At 43.3% G+C, this 21,626-nt stretch carries 17 protein-coding genes; 13 read left to right on the top strand and 4 right to left on the bottom strand.

Annotated features, from left to right (window positions below):
* Positions 1 to 149 precede the first annotated feature (149 nt).
* Both SD449_RS03060 and lpdA read left to right on the top strand, forming a co-directional pair.
* Positions 150 to 1,811 carry a BspA family leucine-rich repeat surface protein gene (locus SD449_RS03060; protein WP_318308660.1) on the top strand — a complete coding sequence of 554 codons (1,662 nt, stop codon included), beginning with the start codon at positions 150 to 152 and terminating at the stop codon, positions 1,809 to 1,811.
* A gap of 381 nt (positions 1,812 to 2,192) precedes the next feature.
* Positions 2,193 to 3,596: a dihydrolipoyl dehydrogenase gene (gene lpdA, locus SD449_RS03055; RefSeq protein ID WP_318308658.1), complete on the top strand. Its 1,404-nt coding sequence runs from the start codon at positions 2,193 to 2,195 to the stop codon at positions 3,594 to 3,596.
* A 169-nt stretch (positions 3,597 to 3,765) separates the two neighbouring features.
* On the opposite strand, the gene SD449_RS03050 is transcribed toward lpdA, so the two are convergent.
* Positions 3,766 to 4,962 carry a heparan-alpha-glucosaminide N-acetyltransferase domain-containing protein gene (locus SD449_RS03050; RefSeq protein WP_404828017.1) on the bottom strand — a complete coding sequence of 399 codons (1,197 nt, stop codon included), beginning with the start codon at positions 4,960 to 4,962 and terminating at the stop codon, positions 3,766 to 3,768.
* 130 nt (positions 4,963 to 5,092) lie between these two features.
* Between SD449_RS03050 and SD449_RS03045 the strand changes: the two genes are divergently transcribed.
* The 6 genes from SD449_RS03045 (at position 5,093) to SD449_RS03020 (ending at position 14,479) form a co-directional block, all read left to right on the top strand.
* Positions 5,093 to 5,626, top strand: a complete 534-nt coding sequence (locus SD449_RS03045; RefSeq protein WP_318308655.1) for an NADPH-dependent FMN reductase — start codon at positions 5,093 to 5,095, stop codon at positions 5,624 to 5,626.
* Between the two features lie 5 nt (positions 5,627 to 5,631).
* Complete coding sequence (locus SD449_RS03040; RefSeq protein WP_318308654.1) at positions 5,632 to 6,918, top strand: anthranilate synthase component I family protein; 1,287 nt, start codon at positions 5,632 to 5,634, stop codon at positions 6,916 to 6,918.
* Positions 6,919 to 7,081: 163 nt separating this feature from the next.
* Entirely contained in the window at positions 7,082 to 8,389 is a 1,308-nt protein-coding gene (gene tilS, locus SD449_RS03035) for a tRNA lysidine(34) synthetase TilS (RefSeq protein WP_318308653.1), read from the top strand.
* Positions 8,386 to 10,368 carry a protein-disulfide reductase DsbD family protein gene (locus SD449_RS03030; protein WP_318308651.1) on the top strand — a complete coding sequence of 661 codons (1,983 nt, stop codon included), beginning with the start codon at positions 8,386 to 8,388 and terminating at the stop codon, positions 10,366 to 10,368. Before tilS ends, SD449_RS03030 begins: the two co-directional genes overlap by 4 nt.
* An 81-nt stretch (positions 10,369 to 10,449) precedes the next feature.
* Positions 10,450 to 12,837 carry a penicillin acylase family protein gene (locus tag SD449_RS03025; protein WP_318308649.1) on the top strand — a complete coding sequence of 796 codons (2,388 nt, stop codon included), beginning with the start codon at positions 10,450 to 10,452 and terminating at the stop codon, positions 12,835 to 12,837.
* Between the two features lie 106 nt (positions 12,838 to 12,943).
* Positions 12,944 to 14,479, top strand: a complete 1,536-nt coding sequence (locus SD449_RS03020) for a YifB family Mg chelatase-like AAA ATPase (protein WP_318308648.1) — start codon at positions 12,944 to 12,946, stop codon at positions 14,477 to 14,479.
* Positions 14,480 to 14,622: 143 nt separating this feature from the next.
* On the opposite strand, the gene SD449_RS03015 is transcribed toward SD449_RS03020, so the two are convergent.
* Entirely contained in the window at positions 14,623 to 15,162 is a 540-nt protein-coding gene (locus tag SD449_RS03015; RefSeq protein ID WP_318308646.1) for a hypothetical protein, read from the bottom strand.
* 14 nt (positions 15,163 to 15,176) lie between these two features.
* A complete protein-coding gene (locus tag SD449_RS03010) occupies positions 15,177 to 16,604 on the bottom strand; it encodes a M20 family peptidase (RefSeq protein WP_318308645.1) in 1,428 nt (475 codons plus the stop codon).
* A gap of 211 nt (positions 16,605 to 16,815) precedes the next feature.
* Here SD449_RS03010 and SD449_RS03005 point away from each other — a divergent pair, with 211 nt between their 5' ends.
* A complete protein-coding gene (locus tag SD449_RS03005; RefSeq protein WP_207035878.1) occupies positions 16,816 to 17,226 on the top strand; it encodes a hypothetical protein in 411 nt (136 codons plus the stop codon).
* Here SD449_RS03005 and SD449_RS03000 read toward each other — a convergent pair.
* Entirely contained in the window at positions 17,223 to 17,666 is a 444-nt protein-coding gene (locus SD449_RS03000) for a hypothetical protein (protein ID WP_207035880.1), read from the bottom strand. The genes SD449_RS03005 and SD449_RS03000 overlap by 4 nt on opposite strands.
* 178 nt (positions 17,667 to 17,844) lie before the next feature.
* On the opposite strand from SD449_RS03000, the gene SD449_RS02995 reads away from it, so the two are divergent.
* The 4 genes from SD449_RS02995 to SD449_RS02980 are packed head-to-tail and all read left to right on the top strand — an operon-like array spanning position 17,845 to position 21,348.
* Positions 17,845 to 19,041, top strand: coding sequence for an Nramp family divalent metal transporter (locus SD449_RS02995; RefSeq protein ID WP_318308642.1), 1,197 nt, complete (start codon positions 17,845 to 17,847; stop codon positions 19,039 to 19,041).
* On the top strand, positions 19,042 to 19,785 hold the full coding sequence (gene pxpA / locus SD449_RS02990) for a 5-oxoprolinase subunit PxpA (RefSeq protein ID WP_318308641.1): 744 nt from the start codon (positions 19,042 to 19,044) through the stop codon (positions 19,783 to 19,785).
* Positions 19,782 to 20,516, top strand: coding sequence for a 5-oxoprolinase subunit PxpB (gene pxpB / locus SD449_RS02985; RefSeq protein ID WP_207035888.1), 735 nt, complete (start codon positions 19,782 to 19,784; stop codon positions 20,514 to 20,516). The genes pxpA and pxpB overlap by 4 nt, the downstream gene beginning before the upstream one ends.
* On the top strand, positions 20,509 to 21,348 hold the full coding sequence (locus SD449_RS02980) for a 5-oxoprolinase subunit C family protein (RefSeq protein ID WP_207035891.1): 840 nt from the start codon (positions 20,509 to 20,511) through the stop codon (positions 21,346 to 21,348). Before pxpB ends, SD449_RS02980 begins: the two co-directional genes overlap by 8 nt.
* The last annotated feature ends 278 nt before the right edge of the window (positions 21,349 to 21,626 follow it).

The following is a 21,626-nucleotide window of genomic DNA, read 5'->3' as shown; positions in this document are numbered from 1 at the left end:
CCCTTCACCATTTAACCGTTAACCTCAACCCCTCTATCAATCCAAACCCATCACCTGTCAATCCAAACAGGGCATTGGTCAATTGGTGGCCAAAAACTTTGCAGAAACTCCCGAATTTGCCGGAATATTTAATTTAAAAAACATAAATTATGAAAAAGATACTTTTTTCGGTAGTTGTTATGGCCATGCTCTGGTCCTGCGGAAAGGACGATAGTCCAACCCCATCGGTGGACGAGAACAGTGTACCCGTAATAACCGCAAAGACCTTTACCGTGGCGGAGACCATTTCCGATACCGAGGTTATCGGTAAGGTAACGGCAACAGATGCCGATGATGACGCACTGACGTTCTCCATTGCAACGAACTCCGATGCCCTATTCGAGATCACCGCAGCGGGCGACCTGAGCCTGGCAAGCGGCAAAACACTGGATGCGGCCACCAAGGAGCAGCACGCCATTACCGTTAAGGTGGACGATGGCGAGGACACGGCAAGTGCCACCATTACCATAAAAGTAACTTCTGAAGAGGTGACCCCGACCAACGAGGCCCCCGAAATGGCCGACCAAGAGTTCATGGCAGCCGAGGACATTACCGAGGCCAACGAAATTGGCCAAGTGGTGGCCACCGATGCGGACGGCGATGCTTTGACGTTTACAATGAAAGAGAACGACAACGACCTGTTCGCCGTTTCTGAAAGCGGTGTACTCACCTTGGCAGAGGGCAAAATGTTGGACTACGAGACCGCGACCTCGCATAGCATTACCGTAAGCGTAACCGATGGCGAGGAAACTGTAGACGCCACCATTACCATTACCGTGGAAAACGTTATTGAGAGCATGGCCGAGGACCCAGCCTCTTTTGTGACCACTTGGAAAACGGAAGTTGATGGTGAGGAAATACAAATAGGAGTACATTTTGATTATGATTATGATTTCACCATTGACTGGGGCGACGGTACAGTTGAGGATGTGATTGATTCGGGAGTAACTGTATTTGAGCATATCTATGAAACAGCAGGTACATATACCGTGGCCATTGAAGGCAAATTCCCTAGAGTTTCTATGCAATATGGGGGGACTCCTAGTAGTCTTATGAGTATCGAGCAATGGGGTTCCATAAAGTGGGAAAATTTCGGCAATGCATTTGAATATTGTGATAACATGGTCTATAATGCTACCGATGTGCCAGATCTTTCTAATGTTACCAATATGGGCTCTATGTTCGAGGGAGCTACTTCCTTTAATGGAGATATAAGCGGTTGGGACACTTCCAATGTAGTATATATGGACTCTATGTTCCGTGATGCCACTTCCTTTAATGGAGATATCAGTGGTTGGGACACTTCCAATGTAGTATATATGGACTCTATGTTCCGTGATGCCATATCTTTTAATGGAGATATCAGTGGTTGGGATACATCCAATGTTACTGATATGTCAGAGATGTTCCGTGGTGCCACTTCCTTTAATAGGGATATCAGTGGTTGGGACACTTCCAATGTTACCGATATGTCGCATATGATCCGTGATGCCACATCTTTCGACCAAAGTTTGGGCGGTTGGGATATTGGTAGTGTAACAACTATGTGGAGCATGCTAAACAATAGTGGTATGTCCAAGGAAAATGTAAATGCCACTATAATTGGGTGGTACAACTTTGTAGGTGATAATAGTGGTCCCTATGGTTTAAGTATAGGTGTCGATAATCTACCTGCATGTGGTCCAGAGGTTTGGAATACTATACTGGCCTTCACCAATGATTACGGATGGACCTTTACTGGCACACTTGATTATGCAGCTCAGTGTAATTGATTTTAGTGAAGAACTTAATATTTCAAATTAAATAGACAAAAGACCGGGAGGGCCAAGTGCTTTTCCGGTTTTTGTTTTTTTAGGAGTCGGGAGTCAGTAGGCAGAAGTTATGAGTTGGGAGTCAGTGGGCAGTAGGCAGTGCTGGAAGGGCAAAGTGTAAAATTATAAGTTTCTAGAGTCGGGAGTCGGTATGCAGTAAGCAGTTAACACTAAACAATTTACAATAATCGAACCATCCAATCATCCAAATAACCAAATAACCGAGCAACCCCAAACAATCCCGCAGAATAGATTGGTACTGTCCCGAAAAACATTCGTATTTTTACACTTGTTTTTACAGAAACACAGTTTTTTAGCAATTATCCTTACAATTATTACAATATGAATCAATATGATGTAGCCATTATCGGCTCTGGACCAGGAGGCTATGTGGCGGCAATACGATGTGCACAATTGGGAATGAAAACGGCGATTATAGAAAAATATGCTACCCTTGGCGGAACTTGCCTTAATGTTGGCTGTATCCCATCCAAGGCACTTTTGGACTCATCGCACCACTACGAGGATGCCGTTAAGCATTTTGAGGAGCACGGTATCGATATTCCGGGCGAGATCAAAGTGAACCTGAAACAAATGATCGACCGCAAACAAGGTGTTGTGGACCAGACCACCAAGGGCATCGAGTTTTTGATGGACAAGAACAAAATCGATGTCTATCACGGAGTGGGAAGTTTTAAAGATGCGACACACGTCCAAATTAAAAAAGAGGACGGAGAGGAGACCATAGAGGCCAAAAACATCATTATTGCCACGGGATCAAAACCATCGTCCCTGCCATTTATCGAGATTGATAAGGAGCGTGTAATCACGTCCACGGAGGCATTGAAATTGAAGGAAATACCAAAACACCTGATCGTTATCGGAGGTGGTGTCATCGGGTTGGAACTCGGCCAAGTGTACAAACGCTTGGGTGCCGATGTTACCGTAGTGGAGTACATGGACCGCATTATCCCGGGAATGGACGGAGCATTGTCCAAAGAACTTGCCAAAGTGATGAAAAAACAAAAGGTCAAGTTCAACCTGTCCCACAAGGTAAAATCAGTGGAACGCAAAGGCGATGAGGTCATTGTAAAGGCCGACGACAAAAAAGGCGAGGAAGTTACCATTAAAGGGGACTACTGCTTGGTAAGCGTAGGCCGTAAACCCTATACCGATGGATTGAACGCCGAGGCAGCAGGAGTAAAATTGGACGATAGGGGTAGAGTAGAAGTGAATGAGCATTTACAGACCAATGTGTCCAATATTTATGCTATCGGCGATGTGGTAAAAGGAGCTATGTTGGCCCATAAAGCCGAGGAAGAAGGAACGATGGTAGCTGAAATATTGGCGGGACAAAAACCACACATCGATTATAATTTGATTCCCGGGGTGGTCTACACTTGGCCAGAAGTTGCTGCTGTGGGCAAAACAGAGGAGCAATTGAAGGAAGAAGGTGTGGAGTATAAAGTCGGTCAATTCCCGATGAGAGCTCTGGGCAGGGCCCGTGCCAGTATGGATATTGATGGTTTTGTGAAAATCTTGGCCGATAAAAAGACCGATGAGGTATTGGGCGTTCACATGATAGGAGCGCGCTGTGCGGATTTGATCACGGAGGGAGTTACGGCCATGGAATTTAGGGCCTCCGCCGAGGATATGGCCCGAATGAGCCATGCGCACCCAACCTATGCAGAAGCTGTAAAAGAAGCTGCCTTGGCCGCTACCGACGATAGGGCATTACACGTTTAGGTAGCATACAATTTACCATGTAATTTTCGTCAACCTGAACTTGTTTCAGGTTCTCAGAATAATATGCTTATAGACTTGACAGGATTCTGAAATAACCTAGATGGTTATCCGTAAAGAATGACGGATTTAAATAATTACAAAGCATTCAGTCTTAGGATTGGATGCTTTTTTAGCTACGTACCGTACGGAACACCCTTCTAAGAAATTCCCTTGTCCTAAAATAAACTTCTCTAAATAAAGGGATAGATGCCTCTTTCAATTCAACAAACTGGGTCTTGGAGAAAGAAATGCCCCAGGCAATCTGTGATTTGATACCAGCTTCGTGCTTGTTGTATTGCAGGGCCAACCAAGTGCAGCAAACCATAAAGGCCAGTGCCCCGGGAACTATGATTTCGGGAGTTAGCGAATGGTTGAAGAACCGATATAGGCCCAACCCGGTAAAACTACCGTAAAGTATCACAAAGTGGATTACGTAGATGGAGAGCGTGCTTGCCCCGATTTTAAAGACCGTTTTGTTGGTCATCAATTGTCTCAGCAGCATAAATACGGCAAAAACCACAAAAACATTGCCCAATCGGATGAAGAGGTAGTTATTGGTCAAAATCAATCCAAGAAATTCAAGACCTGTCCATTCATATAGAGCCTCAAAAGCGTTGGTAGATTGATAAACCAATAAGTATCCGGCTACAAGCGCTATAGAAATGGCGGCAGGATACAAATACCTGTAATTTTTGAATCTAGTGAAAAGCACAGAGATAAAAGCTCCCATGGTAGCATATCCAAACCAAGGGATGATGGTGAATACGGAACCGTTGGCCTTGGTAAAGTAATTCGCCAAAAAGTCTGGCAAAAATCCAAAGGACCAATCTTTATATGTTCTTTCGAACAAGAAAAGCATCAATGTGATCATCACCAAAACCAAAGGGAATACATATTTTTTCTTTTTGGCCGTGAGTACGTACACACTGATAAGTCCCAAAATAGAAAGCCCGATACAGTGCAGCACATCCACCAAGTAAAAAGAACTATACACCTCACCTTTAAAGAGACCTCCCAAGTTGAGACGAAGTAGATACCCGATCACCAAGAGTTGAAGACCGCGACGTATTCCTTTTCCAATTCTTGGGTTTTCCGTGCCATTTTCCGGAACCCGAATCAATAAATAGGTGAAAATAAATCCGGAAACCGTGAAGAAAACGGGAGCCGTGATTCCTCTAAAATAAAGCCAAATGTTGTATACGCTATTGCCCGTATCCCTGAAGGCGGGGTCCAACAGACCATCGATAAAATGCCCTTGCAGCATCATCAAAATGGCCCATGCCCTCATGGCATCGATAAAAAATAACCTGTTGTTTTTGGCTGTCATTTGGTCAACATTCACTCTATATACTTGTTTAGCAGGTAGTTTGGATGTTTGCGGTGTCAAAAATATGCAAAATTCGCTCATCTATCCGTCAATTGGGGTATTTTAGCGAAACAATCAATCATTTTGGTATATGGCTGCAATTTTGGCATTTGCAGGAAGCAATTCTTCCACTTCTATCAATTTCAAACTTGTAAAATACACTGCTTCTTTAGTGCAAGAACATGATATTCAGCTACTCAACATGGCAGAACACCCTTTTCCCATGTTCAGTGAAGATGATGAAAAGCGAAGCGGGTACTCCGATGCCTTGATGGAACTGAAAGAAACCATCCAGAGTACTGACGGCCTTATCCTCTCCGTAAACGAGCATAATGGAAATCCTTCGGCCTATTTTAAAAATGTTCTGGATTGGCTCTCCCGAACAGACCGAAGCTTTATGGCAGGGACCAAAGTATTTTTAATGTCGACTTCTGGCGGAAAAAGGGGAGGCAAAGGTGCCTTGGCCGTTATCGAAAGTATGCTTCCAAGGTTTGGAGCTGAAATTGTTTCCGTTTTTTCACTTCCAACCTATTATGATAATTTTAGTGAGACGGGCATTTTGGACGAAGCCTTAAAAAGCGAACACCAACAAGCTCTGAACACTTTTTTGGACGCTTTAAAATAAAGATATTGCGAACAAACCGTTCCTTTAAAACCAATTCATTTTCAGAAACTAAGGAAGCCTTGCTCCAATGGTCCCGGTCATACTCAAGAGTGGTTTGGTTGGACAGTAATTCGCACCAGGATCAATATTCCAGTTTTCGGGCATGCTTGGCAGTTGGTGAGTCCTTTGTTTATACGGATTTAGGTGAAATCAAAACCTTTCTAAATGAGAAAAAGGATTGGCTTTTTGGCTATTTTTCCTATGATTTGAAAAATCAACTAGAGGATTTAACTTCAAGCAACCCGGATTTTCTCGGTTTTCCATTAGTGCAGTTCTTTAGGCCAACCAAAATTATTGTATTGGATGATGACCAGCTCCATTTCAAGTATTTGGATGATTTTGCCCATCAGATTGATAACGATCATGCGGCAATAAGCAAATACTCTCGACTCGAAGTACCCAATGAACGCTCTCCTGTTGAAATCAGGATGCGGATTCACAAAGAATCCTATTTTGAAAAAGTAGGCCGTTTTTTGGAACACATCCATCGGGGAGACATTTATGAAGCGAACTTTTGTCAAGAATTTTATGCGGAAGATGTCCGAATAGATCCTTGGTACATCCATCAAAAACTGAATGGTATTTCTGAACCACCATTTGCAACATTTCTTAGGATGGAAGACAAGTACCTGATGTGTGCTTCTCCCGAACGCTACCTGAAAAAAATAGGCCAAAAGGTCATTTCACAACCCATAAAAGGCACTGCAAGACGTGGTATGGACGAGTGGGAAGATGAAAAAATAAAAACGGACCTGGCCCAAGATGAAAAAGAGCGCTCGGAAAATATCATGATTACGGACTTGGTTCGCAATGATCTGTCCAAGAGTGCTATAAAAGGTTCGGTAAGGGTGGAGGAACTTTGTAAACCACACACCTTTAAGCAAGTACATCAACTTATTTCGACCATTGTTTCCAATGTTCCAGAAAATAAAAATCCTCTGGAACTGATAGAGGAGACTTTTCCGATGGGCAGCATGACCGGAGCACCAAAAATTTCGGCGATGAAGATCATTGAAACATGGGAAGAGACCAAACGTGGCCTGTATAGTGGCGCCGTTGGTTATTTCGATCCAGATGGAAATTTTGATTTTAATGTCGTAATACGCAGTATTTTGTACAATGCTACAAATAAATATGTCTCTTTCTCGGTGGGAAGTGCCATTACGTCAAAATCCGACCCGGAAAGGGAGTATCAGGAATGTTTGCTGAAAGCTAAAGCAATGCGCCAAGTTTTGGAGGAAAGAGAAACATAGGAAGGAAACAAGACCGCTGCGCTGTTGAACATAAGGACGGACTTAAGGATGCTATCAAGTATCAATTCAATCTCATACACCAATAGAACAACAAAACAACTAAGAAACATACTAACAATACAACACAGCTGCAAGGCTTAGGGTTTATTCGTAAATTCGCAAAATGTTCCCAATATACAAAGATCACATAGCCAACCGAATGCCTTTCCTAAAGGAAAAAAAACTCCTTGTGGCCTGCAGTGGGGGTGTGGACAGTGTGGTTTTGGCGCATTTGTGTGTGGCAATGGAAATGGATTTTGCCCTGGTACATTGCAATTTTGGCCTACGTGGCGCAGAAAGTGATGGTGATGAGGAATTTGTTCGCCAATTGGCCTCTAAATGGAGGGTTGCCGTTTTCGTAAAAAACTTCGATACGCAACAATATGCGAAAACTAATGGAGGTTCTGTGCAAATGGCCGCTCGTGAACTGCGTTACCAATGGTTTTCAGACGTAATGCGGACCGAAGGTTTTGATTATCTGCTAACTGCCCATCACGCGGATGATAATTTGGAAACTTTTCTGATCAATTTATCCCGCGGGACAGGTATCGATGGTCTTTTGGGCATACCCGAAGTGAACGATAACATAGTCCGGCCCATGTTGCCCTTTTCCCAAAACGAGATTTTGGAGTATGCCAAAAATGAAAATATCGAATGGCGGGAGGACAGTAGCAATGCCGAAACCAAATATGTAAGGAACAAGATTCGTCACGATATTGTCCCTGAACTAAAGAAATTGCATCCGGCCTTTCTTCAGAACTTTATCAAAACACAGGATTATTTGCAACAAACTTCGAATTTGGTGGATAACCATATACTCGCAGTAAAGTCCGAACTGTTTGAAGAACATGGAGATGACATCAAAATACAGATAGCACGATTGGAAAGATTACAACCTTTGGATGCCAATTTGTTTGGTCTGTTCAAGGATTACGGGTTTTCCGAGTGGAACGATATTAAAAATTTATTGACGGCAATGAGCGGAAAACAAGTGTTTTCCAAAACCCATCGATTGCTCAAAGATCGCAATAAACTGATACTTTCCAGGATAAAGGAAGAAGAGGAGCAAACCTATAACGTCCACATTGAGGATGCAATGAACCAATTACCCATAAAACTAACGTTGGAACCTGCGGAAAGACTTGAAAAAACAGGTCAAAATGTTGTGTTCTTGGATAAGGAAAAGTTAAACTTTCCGTTAGTGTTAAGGAATTGGGAAAAAGGCGACTATTTTTATCCATTGGGGATGCAAGGCAGGAAAAAATTGTCCAAATTCTTCAAAGACGAGAAGATGGACCTGATTGCCAAAGAAAAACAATGGATCCTCTGTTCAAACGATCAAATTGTTTGGGTAGTGGGCAAAAGAGCTGATGAACGATTCAAGGTTGAGGATTCAACCCAACACATATTAAAAATTACACAGGTTACATGAGAACATTGTTACTTTTTCTAGGATTATTTTTCATCAATCTGACCACAACATTCGCCCAAACCGATGATAATCCCGCAGTTTGGAGCCACGAAGTACACAAATTGTCCGACACGGAATACGAATTGGTGTTCAAAGGGAAAATCATGGAAGGGTGGCACGTATATTCCCAACATACCCCGGAGGGCGGTGCAATGCCCAGTGAATTTACCTTTATGAAGTCCGGTACGGACTACCAAGTTGTGGGGCCGACTGAAGAAAGCGAAACCATTACCGAATACAGTGACATTTTTGAAGTGGACGAAACCTTTTTTAAGGATGAGGCCATTTTTAAGCAGAAAATAAAACTGCTCGACCCCGATGTCAACCAAATTTCGGTAAACCTATTTTATCAGATTTGTAAAGAAGTTTGTATACCCGCAGACCATCTTTTCGAGATTTCTTTGGATGGTAGCGATTTTATTGGGGAAGAAACTACTTTGGACGAAAGAAGCGCAGCTTTGGGAGCGTCCCTCAAAATTGATTTAAAGAACAAAAATTTATTGAGCCAGGGTGGGGTCACCGATTCCGAAGGAAAATCGAATCTTTGGATGATTTTTGGGCTCGGGTTTATCGGGGGGCTCATTGCCCTGTTAACGCCCTGTGTGTTTCCAATGATTCCGTTGACGGTTTCCTTTTTCACCAAACAAACCCAACATAAATCCAAAGGAATTGCCAACGCGCTGTTGTACGGATTCTTTATCGTACTCATTTATTTTTTATTGAGTTTGCCCTTTCACTTGTTCAATTCGGTGGACTCACAAATTTTGAATACCATCGCAACGAATATTTGGCTGAACGTATTTTTCTTTGTCATATTCGTGTTTTTCGCATTTTCGTTTTTTGGCTATTATGAGCTCACGTTGCCCAGTTCTTGGGCCAATAAAATGGATTCCGCCTCGTCCAAGGTTGGGGGAGGGCTCGGCATATTTTTTATGGCGCTTACCTTGGCCATTGTGTCGTTCTCTTGCACAGGACCCATTTTGGGCGGACTCTTGGGAAGCACAACCTTGGCAGAGGGGAATGTGGCCACGAACCTAACTTCTGGAATGGTCGGATTTGGTTTGGCCTTGGCCTTGCCATTTGCTTTGTTCGCCATGTTTCCGGCCTGGTTGAACTCCTTGCCAAGATCTGGAGGTTGGATGACCACCGTTAAAGTCGTACTTGGCTTCTTGGAGCTTGCATTGGCCTTTAAATTCTTATCAAACGCGGATCTAGTAGGCAACTGGGGTATTTTTAAAAGAGAGATATTCGTGGGAATCTGGGTGATGCTCTTTATTTTGATGACACTCTATCTTTTTGGAATTTTGAGGTTTCCGCACGATGGTCCAAAGAAAAACCTGTCGCCTGCAAGAAAAATAACAGGGCTGCTGAGTTTCGCCTTCTCGGTGTATTTGATAACCGGACTTTTCAATATTACGCCATTGAAACTATTGAGCGGTTTTCCGCCGCCGAGTTTTTACAGTGTTATGGAAACAGAAAGCGATTGTCCGTTGGGGTTGGATTGCTTTAAGGATTTTGAGCAGGGAGTTGCCCATGCCAAAGAGGTGAACAAGCCAATTTTATTGGATTTCACAGGGTGGGCCTGCGTAAACTGCAGAAAAATGGAAGAGAATGTATGGAGCGACCCGGACGTTTACCCAATCCTTAAGGACGATTATGTTTTGATATCACTTTATGTGGACGATAGAAAGGAACTCCCCGAAGCGGAACGGTTCGATTTTAAATATGATTCCGGTAGAATCAAATCCATCGAGACCGTCGGTCAAAAATGGGGCACCTTTCAGACCATCAATTTCAATGCTGCGTCCCAGCCATATTATGTGTTGCTTTCCCCAAATCTTGAGATTTTAAACGAAGCTGTGCAATATGTTGATGTTGAAACATATGAGAAATGGTTGAAATCAGGATTGGAAAAACATCATCTTTCCATGAACCGATAATTGATATTTATCAATAATTTTTTTCGACCATCTAGGAAATTAGTCATACATTAGAAGAAGAAACTGACTTAACCCATCTTTGTGAAAAAGTACAAAAAGATTCTTCTTGTTATAGCAGGATTTCTTCTACTTGTAATAATTGGCATTGCCATATTCATTAATAGCCTTAAACCAGATTACGGAGGAGAGAAGTCCTTGACAGGCCTTTCCAACGAAGTAACTACCTATTTCGACCCCTACGGTATCCCACATATTTATGCAAGCAACGAAACCGACGCCATGAAGGCATTGGGCTATGTGCATGCGCAGGATAGATTGTGGCAAATGGAATTGTTACGACGCGTTGCCAAAGGCAGGTTGTCCGAAGTGTTCGGAGAGGATATGATCAATACCGATAAGTTTATTCTTTCCTTGGGCATAGCGGACCATACCAAGCAAACCGTTTCAAGTTTGGATAGGGAGAGTAAGGCAATTGTACTTTCCCAAGCCTATTTGGACGGGATCAACGAGTTTGTGAAAAATGGACCCACCCCTATCGAATTTTATCTAACGGGAATCGATAAGGAGCCATTTACTCTTGAGGATGTATACAATGCAGTAGGATATATGGCATTTAGCTTTGCCATGGCCCATAAAACGGATCCATTATTGACCAGCATACGGGATAAGATGGGCCAAGAGTATATTGATGATTTGGCCATCAACTCCGATACTTCTACCGTGTGGATCAAAAATTACAAAGGGATCAAGACGGATACCTTGGGCGCCAATATTACCGCAAGCGTAACCGCAGCCTTGGAAAAACTGCCCATACCACAGTTCGAGGGAAGCAATAGTTGGGTAGTGGCACCAGAAAAGACCAAGAACGGAAAGGTGATATTGGCAAACGACCCGCATATTGGTTTTGCACAGCCATCCGTGTGGTACGAGGCGCACATAAGTACCCCGACCTATGAAAAGTATGGGTACCATCTGGCAGGCGTGCCATTTCCATTATTGGGACACGATAGGAAAATAGCCTATGGTCTCACCATGTTCGAGAATGATGACATCGATTTTTATTACGAGGAGACCAACCCGTCCGATAGCACCCAGTACAAAACTGCAGAAGGCTGGAAGACCTATGAGGTTGTAAAAAAGACCATTAAGGTAAAAGATGGTAAGGATGTAACCTTTACCTACAAAAAAACACAACACGGGCCTGTATTGAACGGTATTGCGGACCAACTTACTGAAGAACGCCCCGTGGCCATGTCCTGGATGTATACCAAGCCCCAAAATAGGGTCATGCATGCATTGTACGGGCTGAGCCATGCAAGTAATATGGAGGAGTTCAAAGGTGCATTGCCCAATATTCATGCGCCGGGACTTAACGTAATGTATGGCGATGCCGAAGGCAATGTGGCGTGGTGGGCAACCGCAAAACTCTACCAAATGCCCGATAGTGTATCCACCAAGTTTATTTTGGACGGAACCACGGGAAAGGAAGAACCTCTGCGTTATCTGGACTTTTCCGAAAACCCAATGGCGGAAAATCCGCCGTGGAACTATGTGTATTCCGCTAACAATCAGCCGGATTCCATAGCCGGGATGCTCTATCCCGGATACTATTTGCCGGAAAACCGGGCCAAAAGAATTGTACAGTTACTGGATGCCAAAGATGACTGGGACAAGGAATCCATATCCGAAATGATTCTGGACGTAACTTCTCCTGTAAATACCGAGGTGGTAGACGAGTTGATCAAACTTTTTGATGTTTCCCATTTGACAAGGGAACAATTGGTGTTGCTGGACTCCCTGAAGAACTGGAATGGTAAATATTCATTGAACAGTACCCTGCCCGTTCTTTACCACAGAACACTTTATAATATGGCCAAGAACACCATGGAAGATGAATTGGGGCCGGAAATGTTCAAACAATTTGTAGCTACACATCTGTTTAAGCGGCAGGTTGCTTGGGGCTCCAGCATGAAAAGGGGCAAATGGTGGGACAATGTAAATACGCCGGATGTGGTTGAAACAAGACAAGACTTGGTGATGATGTCTTTTGCAGAAACATGGGAATCCTTGATAAAGGATTTTGGGGAGGACCCGAGTCAGTGGACTTGGGACAGGGTACATACGTTGGAACATCAACACCCATTTGGACAGGTGGCCGCATTGCGAGGGTATTTTAATGTGGGCCCGTTCCCGGTCGAAGGAACCCGCGAAGTCATCAATAATCTTTCTTTTCCTTATGACGGCACTGGTTTTTACAAGGTCAGTTCGGGCCCTTCCACAAGACGGATCATAGATTTTTCGAATGTGGAAAACAGTATTAGCATCTTGCCCACCGGACAATCTGGAAATCCGTTCAGTAAACATTATGATGATCAGGCCCAGATGTATGTCAACGGAGAGTTCCGTAAAATGATGATGAACAAGAAGGAAATCGAAGAAACTGCAGAATCCATTTTGATCTTTCGTTAATCCAAAAGCAGCATTCGTCAACCCAAACTAGGGCATCCGTCAAAACAGAAGATTTCTATACTCCAGAATGGCTATTTTTTGCTCGTAATTAACGAGAAACAGCTTTATGCTCATAAAAGTTTATGGAAGTGCCGTTTTTGGAATCGAAGCAACCACAATTGTTGTAGAGGTAAATATAGATAAAGGTATTGGTTATCATTTGGTTGGATTGCCCGATAATGCGATTAAAGAGAGCAATTTTAGGATTGCCGCGGCGCTCCAAAATAACGGGTATCGAATTCCCGGAAAAAAAATCACCATCAATATGGCGCCTGCCGACCTACGAAAGGAAGGCTCTGCCTATGACCTTACACTGGCCATTGGCATCTTGGCAGCATCGGACCAAATCCGCTCCGAAAGCATCCATAAATATTTGATTATGGGAGAACTCTCGTTGGACGGGAGCTTACAGCCAATAAAAGGCGCCCTGCCCATTGCTATCAAAGCAAAAGAGGAAGGTTTCGAGGGGTTTATCCTTCCCAAAGAAAATGCCAATGAAGCAGCTATCGTGGACGGGCTAAAAGTTTACGGTGTGAACAACATCAAGGAAGTAATCGACTTTTTTGATACGGATGCACCTTTGGAACAAACGGTGGTGGATACCCGACAGGAATTTTATGAACACCTGAGCTTTCCCGAGTTTGATTTTTCAGATGTAAAAGGACAGGAGAGTATAAAACGCTGTATGGAAATTGCGGCGGCGGGCGGCCACAACATAATTCTAATTGGTCCGCCGGGTGCAGGAAAGACCATGTTGGCCAAGCGCTTGCCCTCGATTTTACCGCCGATGACACTTCACGAAGCACTGGAAACTACCAAAATCCACAGTGTTGTCGGAAAAGTCAAGAATAAGGGGTTGATGAGCCAAAGGCCATTTAGAAGCCCTCACCATACCATTAGCAGCGCCGCCTTGGTAGGAGGAGGAAGTTATCCACAGCCAGGCGAGATTTCGTTGGCACATAACGGTGTCCTGTTCTTGGACGAACTGCCCGAGTTTGAACGCCGTGTGCTCGAGGTAATGCGACAACCAATCGAGGATAGGGAGGTTACCATAGCTAGGGCCCAGTTTACGGTAACTTATCCCAGCAGTTTTATGCTGGTGGCCAGTATGAACCCAAGTCCTGGCGGCTATTTTAACGACCCCGATGCCCCTGTCACTTCGTCACCAGCTGAAATGCAACGGTATTTGGGAAAAATATCAGGACCATTGTTGGACAGGATCGATATCCACATTGAAGTGACCCCGGTCCCTTTTGATAAATTGTCGGAGGAACGAAAAGGGGAAAGCAGTGTAGCAATCAGGAAAAGAGTTGAGGCGGCACGTGACCTACAGACCAAAAGATTCGAAAGTGTGGAAGGTATCCATTACAATGCCCAAATGGGAACAAAGCATATCAGGGAGTTCTGTAAACTAAACGAATCCTCTAAAAATCTCTTGAAAGAAGCGATGCAACGACTGAATTTGTCGGCCAGGGCTTACGACAGAATCTTGAAGGTGGCTCGTACCATTGCAGATTTAGAGGGTGTTGAAGGGGTAGTGGAAAACCATATATCGGAAGCCATTCAGTACCGGAGTCTGGACAGAGAAGGCTGGTTGGGGTGATAAAAGGTACTTTACCTTATTAACCATTTCGAATAGTTTATTTGCCTCACAAACTTACATGTGCCATGGTTTGGTATTCAGAAGTTTGTTGTACAATCATATATCTTATAATGTATGTTGTCCTTTTGGTAAGCATTGCAAGATTATTTCAATAAGTTCCACTCTTCTTCAGTTGCTTTGGATTTTTGATATTCCATTACCAACAACCAAGCTTTATCACGTTTTACGAGCAAGGCATCAAAATGTACGAATTGTTTTTGATTGGCGTTACCAGTCCCATTGTCGGATTGGTAAGCAAAAATCCCTGTTTCATGTGCGGTAGTTTCGTCACCTATTCGCTGTGAAAAACGGAATTCCACACTATTCTGTGTTTTTCCTGTCTGGGTGTCTATGAAGCCTTGCTTCCAATTTAGTAGTGCCTTTGCAATAGGTACAGATGCTTTGTTTTCACCAGTTGTAAAAACAACAACCGCATCTTCATGGTAGGTAGCTTTATAGCCTTCAAAGTCCCCCTCATTTACAGTTCTCGAAACCTCGGCCCAAAAATTATTTAGTTCCGCTAGTCTTAACGAATCATTTGGAGTTTCAATGTTACCGTTTGTATCGTTTTTAGGGTTACCCGCATTAGCAATTGCAACGCTTAGTGCAAGCATCAAAGTAATAACGATTCCAATGTTTTTCATATGTAAATTTGGTTTTAATCGAACCTTTTGATCAAGTTGTAGGTAAAAACAATCATTTCCTTATAATTGTCTTTCGCGATTTTTTCATCGATTCCATGGAATCTTGTCATACTGTCCGGACCTATTCGAATAGGGTAGAACCTGTACACATCATCCGATACATCATAAAAATATCTGGCATCCGTACCGCCACCTATCAAGCCCGGCACCACAACGGCTTCGGGAAACACGGAGCGTATGGTTTTTTCAAGGTTTTTGAAGGCATCGGAATCTATTCCAGAAACAGGGGAAGGGTTTGTGGCAAAGCCGTTCAGTTCAACCTCGATTCCATCCCCAACAGTTTTTTTGATATGTTCCCTAACAGATTCGATGGTCTCACCGGGCAATATCCTAAAATTAATAGTGGCTTTTCCAACCGTGGGAATCACATTGTCCTTGACCCCGCCTTCGATTATGGTGGGTGCCGTAGTTGTATGTGCGTTCAAAGCCTTTAGGACAGGGCCTTTGAAAAGCCATGGATTGGCAAATGCCATTTTTTTGAAAAAGGGCATTTCGGCGCCCATATATTCGAATTGATAATCGATGGGCTTTACCAGTTTATAGGGACGCTGATTGTTCTCTAGGTCAACAATGGCCTGGGCCAACATGCCAAGGGTGTTGTTTTCCGGCGGTGCCGAACTATGGCCTCCGCTGGTTTTTACAATAAGTTGAAATGAAGCATAGCCTTTTTCCGCCAAATTGACCATAGCGACGGTCTTGTCAAAATCGGGAACCATATTCTCTGCTAAAAACCCACCTTCGTCCAAGGTCATGGCCGCATGTACCCCTTTATTTTTCAGGTATGCTGCGATGGCCTTTGCGCCGTTTCCACCTCCAAGTTCCTCATCATGTCCAAAAGCCAGATAAATGGTTTGCTTTGGCACAAAGGATTCTTTCAGCAACATTTCTACGGATTCCATAAGGGCCATCAAGGAGCTTTTGTCATCCAGAGTACCCCTACCGATAATGTGCGTGTCCGTGATAGCCCCTTCGAACGGTCCCGCCTCCCATTCGGACAGGGTCGGCTGGTCCACGGGAACCACATCTTGATGTGAAAGCAAAACAATTGGTTTTTGTGACGGGTCGGAACCTTCCCATTTATAGAGCAGGCTATAATCGTTTATTTTCTCCAAAACAAGGTTCTGGTGCAGGAGTGGATAGGTTTCTTTTAAGAACTGATGAAAGCCGTTGAACGCTGTGGAATCGGGAATGGCATCCTCACTAAAGGAGATGGTTCTGAACTGGATGGCTTTTGATAGATTTTGAAATGCACCCTCGGGGAAATCCATTGCTTCCAAAGGTTCCGAAGCAACTTGTTTTGATGTAAGGGAAAAGGTGTTGATCGTCAGTACGGCGATAAGAATCACAATAATGGCCAGAATGGCAAGGAGAATTTTTTTCATGGTCGGTTATGGTTGATGCCTCCAAATTAGATAAAAATCGCCAAGCAATCGATAAGAAAAAAATAATTTAATATGCTGTTATTGACCAAATTGTCAATTAAATCGATTTAATTGAACGAATGTTCACGGATTACGTTAAACATTACTTAATCTACTGTTTTTAAGTATTTTAAAATCTATATTTGCGCCGTTTTTAAAAGAAAGTACAGGAATGCAATGTGTGGAGTTGAACCCAGCGGGCAATTTTGACCCATGGGAGCAGGAGAAGATTGATGAGTTGCTACATCAAAAAATCAAAGAGTCCTTAACGGACAAATTGGTATTCGAGAACGAGAGCGTTAAACTTTGGGACCTCAGACTTTTACCCGGCGAAAGGCTTGATTTTAGAAGGCACAATACCAATTATGGATGGGTGTGCACCACCGGAGGCCTTGTGATCACGCGTTATGGAAATGGTAAAATCGACATGATCAAACTGAATCAGGGAGATGCCGATTACTTCGAAAATAGAGGAAAAAATTACATCAATGATCTAGAGAACATCGGCGAATACGCCATTGTCATCAATATCCTTGAATACAAGACTGTGGAAAAAAAGAGCAACATGCACTTTTCAAATTAAATCGCCTTGATATTTGCCTTAAGTCCGGATATGATACCTAAAATATTTTCTACGGTCTCGTCCAAATAATATTTAACCGCAAGATGAGGAATCCTAACGGTGGTAAAACCGTTTTTAAAGGAATGCATTGCATCTTCTAGGTCGTTTATGGCCTGCTCATGCGTGATCATGTTGTAATTCCTGTCGATTTCAATATTTAATTTGACCCTGGAAATGGCAATATCCACGGATTTTTTACCATCCCACCATTCCAACATGGGGTGAACACCGGCATCTTTTAGGGCGTAAAATAAATGGACCGCATCAATTGGGGTATCATTGTCTAGAATTACCTTTTTGATAAGTCGTGTATGTCGTTCGCAAAGCGCTACACCTAAAGCTTCTTTTGAGGCCTTAAACTGTTGGGGGCTAATGTCTTTGCCGCAATCCTTACATCTCATTAGTTTTAGTCAAGTTTATGTCAAAGTATGATTTGGGATTATTATAACTTTGAGATTTTTGAAATAGTATAAAAATTCGACGTACGGCACCCCACTTTTAGACGAATTGCATTTTTTTGGATGAAATGCATTTTTTGTTAAGATATCTTTTAAATTCATCGTTTTAAATATAGTGCTCATGTTCAATAAAATAGGTCCGGGAGTGTTGGTAGCTGCAGCATTCGTGGGCCCTGGAACCATTACGATGTGTACCTTGGCGGGAACAAACTTTGGATACGCCCTGCTGTGGGCCTTGCTCGTATCCGTATTGGCTACTATCATATTACAGGGCATGGCAGGCCGAATCGGCCTGGTGACCCAAAGCGGTCTTGTGGATGTCGTTAGGACGGAACTTAAGACCCGGTGGTTCAAAAATTTTGTGATTGCCATTGTTTTGGGCGCTATTTTAGTGGGTAACGCAGCCTACGAAGCCGGTAATATTGGAGGTGCAACTTTGGGGCTTGAACAATTGTTGCCCCAACCGCAGTTAAGATCCTTTTTGCCGACCATTATCGGAAGCATCATATTTCTTTTGCTATGGTTCAGTAGCTACAAGATTTTGGAAAAGATATTCGTTGGACTTGTTGGTGTTATGGGGGCCAGTTTTGTGATTTGTGCCGTTTTGGTTCAACCATCGATTTCTGAAATATTCAAAGGAATGTTCATTCCAAGGTTACCGGAAAACGGATTGCTTACGGTCGTTGCGCTGGTGGGAACTACGGTGGTGCCCTATAACCTTTTCTTGCATGCTTCATTGGTCAAAGAAAAATGGAATTCCAAAACCGATTTAAAAGCAGTGAACTGGGACACCATTGTTTCGATTGGATTGGGGGGGGTGGTATCCATGGCCATACTGATCACAGCTTCGGCAGCACCGATATCAGAAATTAACAATGCATTGGACATGGCCAAGGCCTTGGAGCCCCTTTTTGGAAAAATGGCGTTCTTGTTCATGGCCATCGGACTTTTGGCAGCAGGCATCACATCGGCCATTACGGCTCCTTTGGCCGCAGCCTATGTGGCCAGTAGTTGTTTTGGATGGGAAGGGGGCATGCAGAACAAAAAGTTTAAAATGGTATGGACCATTGTGCTTTTGTGCGGCGTCCTATTTCTTTCCTTTGATATTAAACCCATCGAGGTAATCCAGTTTGCCCAAGTCGCCAATGGCATTTTGCTCCCGGTAATGGCCTTGTTGCTTTTATGGGTGGTAAACAAGAAATCCGTAATGGGCGAAAACAAAAATTCACTGGTCCAGAATGCATTTGGTGTGGCCATTGTGCTGTTCACGATATTTTTGGGCGCAAAAAGTATTTTTAAAGTAATCGGACTGTTTTAGATGCATAAATTCACTATTGATATTAATTGTGATGTAGGTGAGGGTGTGGGCAATGAGGCTGATATTTTCCCTTTTATAAGTTCTTGCAATATAGCTTGCGGAGGACATGCGGGAGATAGGGAAACCATGTTGAAGGTGACCAAACTCGCCAAGCGAAACAATATCAAGGTAGGTTCGCACCCATCTTACCCGGATAAAGCCAATTTTGGTAGGGAAGTGATGGATATTTCCAGCCAAGATCTAATACAAAGCATTAGGCAGCAATTGTCGATTTTTGATGAAGTATTGAAAGAGACGAAAGTCAGTCTGCATCACATCAAAGCGCACGGTGCGCTATACAATCAAACTGCGAAAGATGGAGATTTGGCAAAGGTATATTTGGACGCTGTTGAAAAGTATAAGAATCAAGCAGTGCTCTATGTTCCGTTCAAGTCGGTAATTGCAGAAATGGCAGAAGAGCGTGGATTTAAAATCTGGTTTGAAGCCTTTGCGGACCGAAATTACAATTCCGACCTATCCCTCGTTTCCAGAAAAGAAGAGAATGCTTTGATTGAAGAACCTGCAACCGTTTTAGAACACATATTGCCCATCATCAAAAAGGGAGAAGTGGTTTCGGTGCAAGGCCAATCCTTGAATATTCAGGCGGACACCCTTTGCATACATGGCGATACGGTTTCTGCATTAAAAATATTAATGTATCTTTCAAAAGCATTACCCCAAAACCAAGTGCAGATACAAAAGTGAAAAGTTACCCCATCAGCATTAAGCCTTTCGGAGAACGAGCTGTTTTAGTAGAATGGCCCGAAAAGGTGAGTGAATCCATTTTAGCGGACATCCTCGATTTTATGGACGCTTTCAAAGAATTGGAAATCCCAGGTTGGGAAATGTCCGTGGCCTATAATTCCTTGACCATGGTCTATAACCAAGACCATATCGACTTTGAGGAGACTAAAAACATGATTCTGGAGTGCCACGAAAAGCAGGCCAAATCCAAAACAGAGCGCATACAACATTTATGGACATTACCCGTGTGCTATGACCTCGAATTCGGAATGGACATTGAAGAGGCCTCCAAAACATTAGGTTTGTCGGTCAAAGAACTTATTGAGCAGCACACATCGCACCAATATGTGGTGTATGGCATCGGATTTTTGCCCGGCTTTATGTATTTGGGCGGACTCCCAACATCCTTGGAGATTCCCCGAAGGGCCGAACCTAGGTTAAAGGTGCAGAAAGGTTCGGTAGGATTGGCCAGTAAACAAACGGGCATTTATCCGCAGGATTCCCCGGGCGGATGGAATATTATTGGCAATTGCCCGATCAATTTGTTCGATCCCACCAAAAAAGACCCTTGTTTTGTTAAGGTGGGGGACAAGATACAGTTTGAAAGCATATCGAAAGCAGAATACAAACTGCATAAAATTGAGGGCGAAGTAGGTATTTACGAACCGGAAAAAGTTGTGCTGAATGCTTAAAGTTTTAAAACCGGGCCTTTATTCAACGATTCAGGACCTTGGCAGGTTCGGACATCGCGATATCGGAGTTCCGATATCAGGGGCCATGGATGTGGAATCCGTGAAAAAGGCAAATATGCTTTTGGAGAATGATGAAAATGCCGCTGTCATCGAAATTACCATGACCGGTCCCACGCTGTTGTTCGATACCACTTCGTACATCTGTTTGTCAGGGGCACATATCGTTGCTACCTTGAACAATCAACCCATTGATAACTACACGGTGCTAAAAGTGGAAAAGGGCGATATTCTATCCTACGGTCGCTTGGAAACGGGATTCCGTGGGTATTTGGCCATAAAAGGCGGTTTTCAGTCCAAAAAAGTGCTCGATAGCCATTCACTTTTTTTCCCGGTCACCAAGTCCGCCCGACTCAAGGATGGTGATGAAATACCGTATAAGGAAACCTTGTCCTACGAGCCAAAAATATCCGAAATCAAAATAGAAGAGCATTTTGAGAAAAACACATTGAAAGTGTACAAGGGCCCAGAATTTTCGTTGCTATCCGATGGTCAGCTCATGGAGATTTTCGCAAAACCTTACACAGTTTCCAAGGAAAACAACCGAATGGCCTACCAGCTCTCCGAGCTGATTACCGGACATTCCCATTCCATGCTGACCTCGGGAACCTTGCCCGGCACTGTACAGCTGACACCGGCAGGCCGCATGATCATTTTAATGAAAGATGGCCAGACCACAGGAGGGTATCCCCGTATACTTCAATTGAGCGAGGAATCCATATCGGTGCTTGCACAGAAAAAGTATGGGGATGAGTTGAAGTTTAAGCTGGTTTGAGAAACATATTCTAATTCTTGATTCTAAATTCAAAATATTTTTTCGTACCATTGACCTATGAAAAGAAATAAACAAGTCATTGTCGAGGTTGTGATTGTTCCAGAAATGGAGTGATACAGACTTGCTATTGACTTAAAAAGGCCTGTATCCCACACGATACAGGCCTTTTTTATTACAATAAAATTAATTGAATATTGGAATTTTAATCAATCTAAAAAACTGAAATACAGTAAATTATGTTTATTATGTTTCCAGTGGATTTAAACAGCGAACAACTG

The sequence above is a fragment of the Flagellimonas crocea genome, assembly GCF_033441595.1.
Classification (GTDB): Bacteria; Bacteroidota; Bacteroidia; order Flavobacteriales; family Flavobacteriaceae; genus Flagellimonas; species Flagellimonas crocea.
The sequence above is the reverse complement of the archived record's forward strand: the minus strand, read 5'-3'. Positions and strand labels throughout refer to the sequence as shown.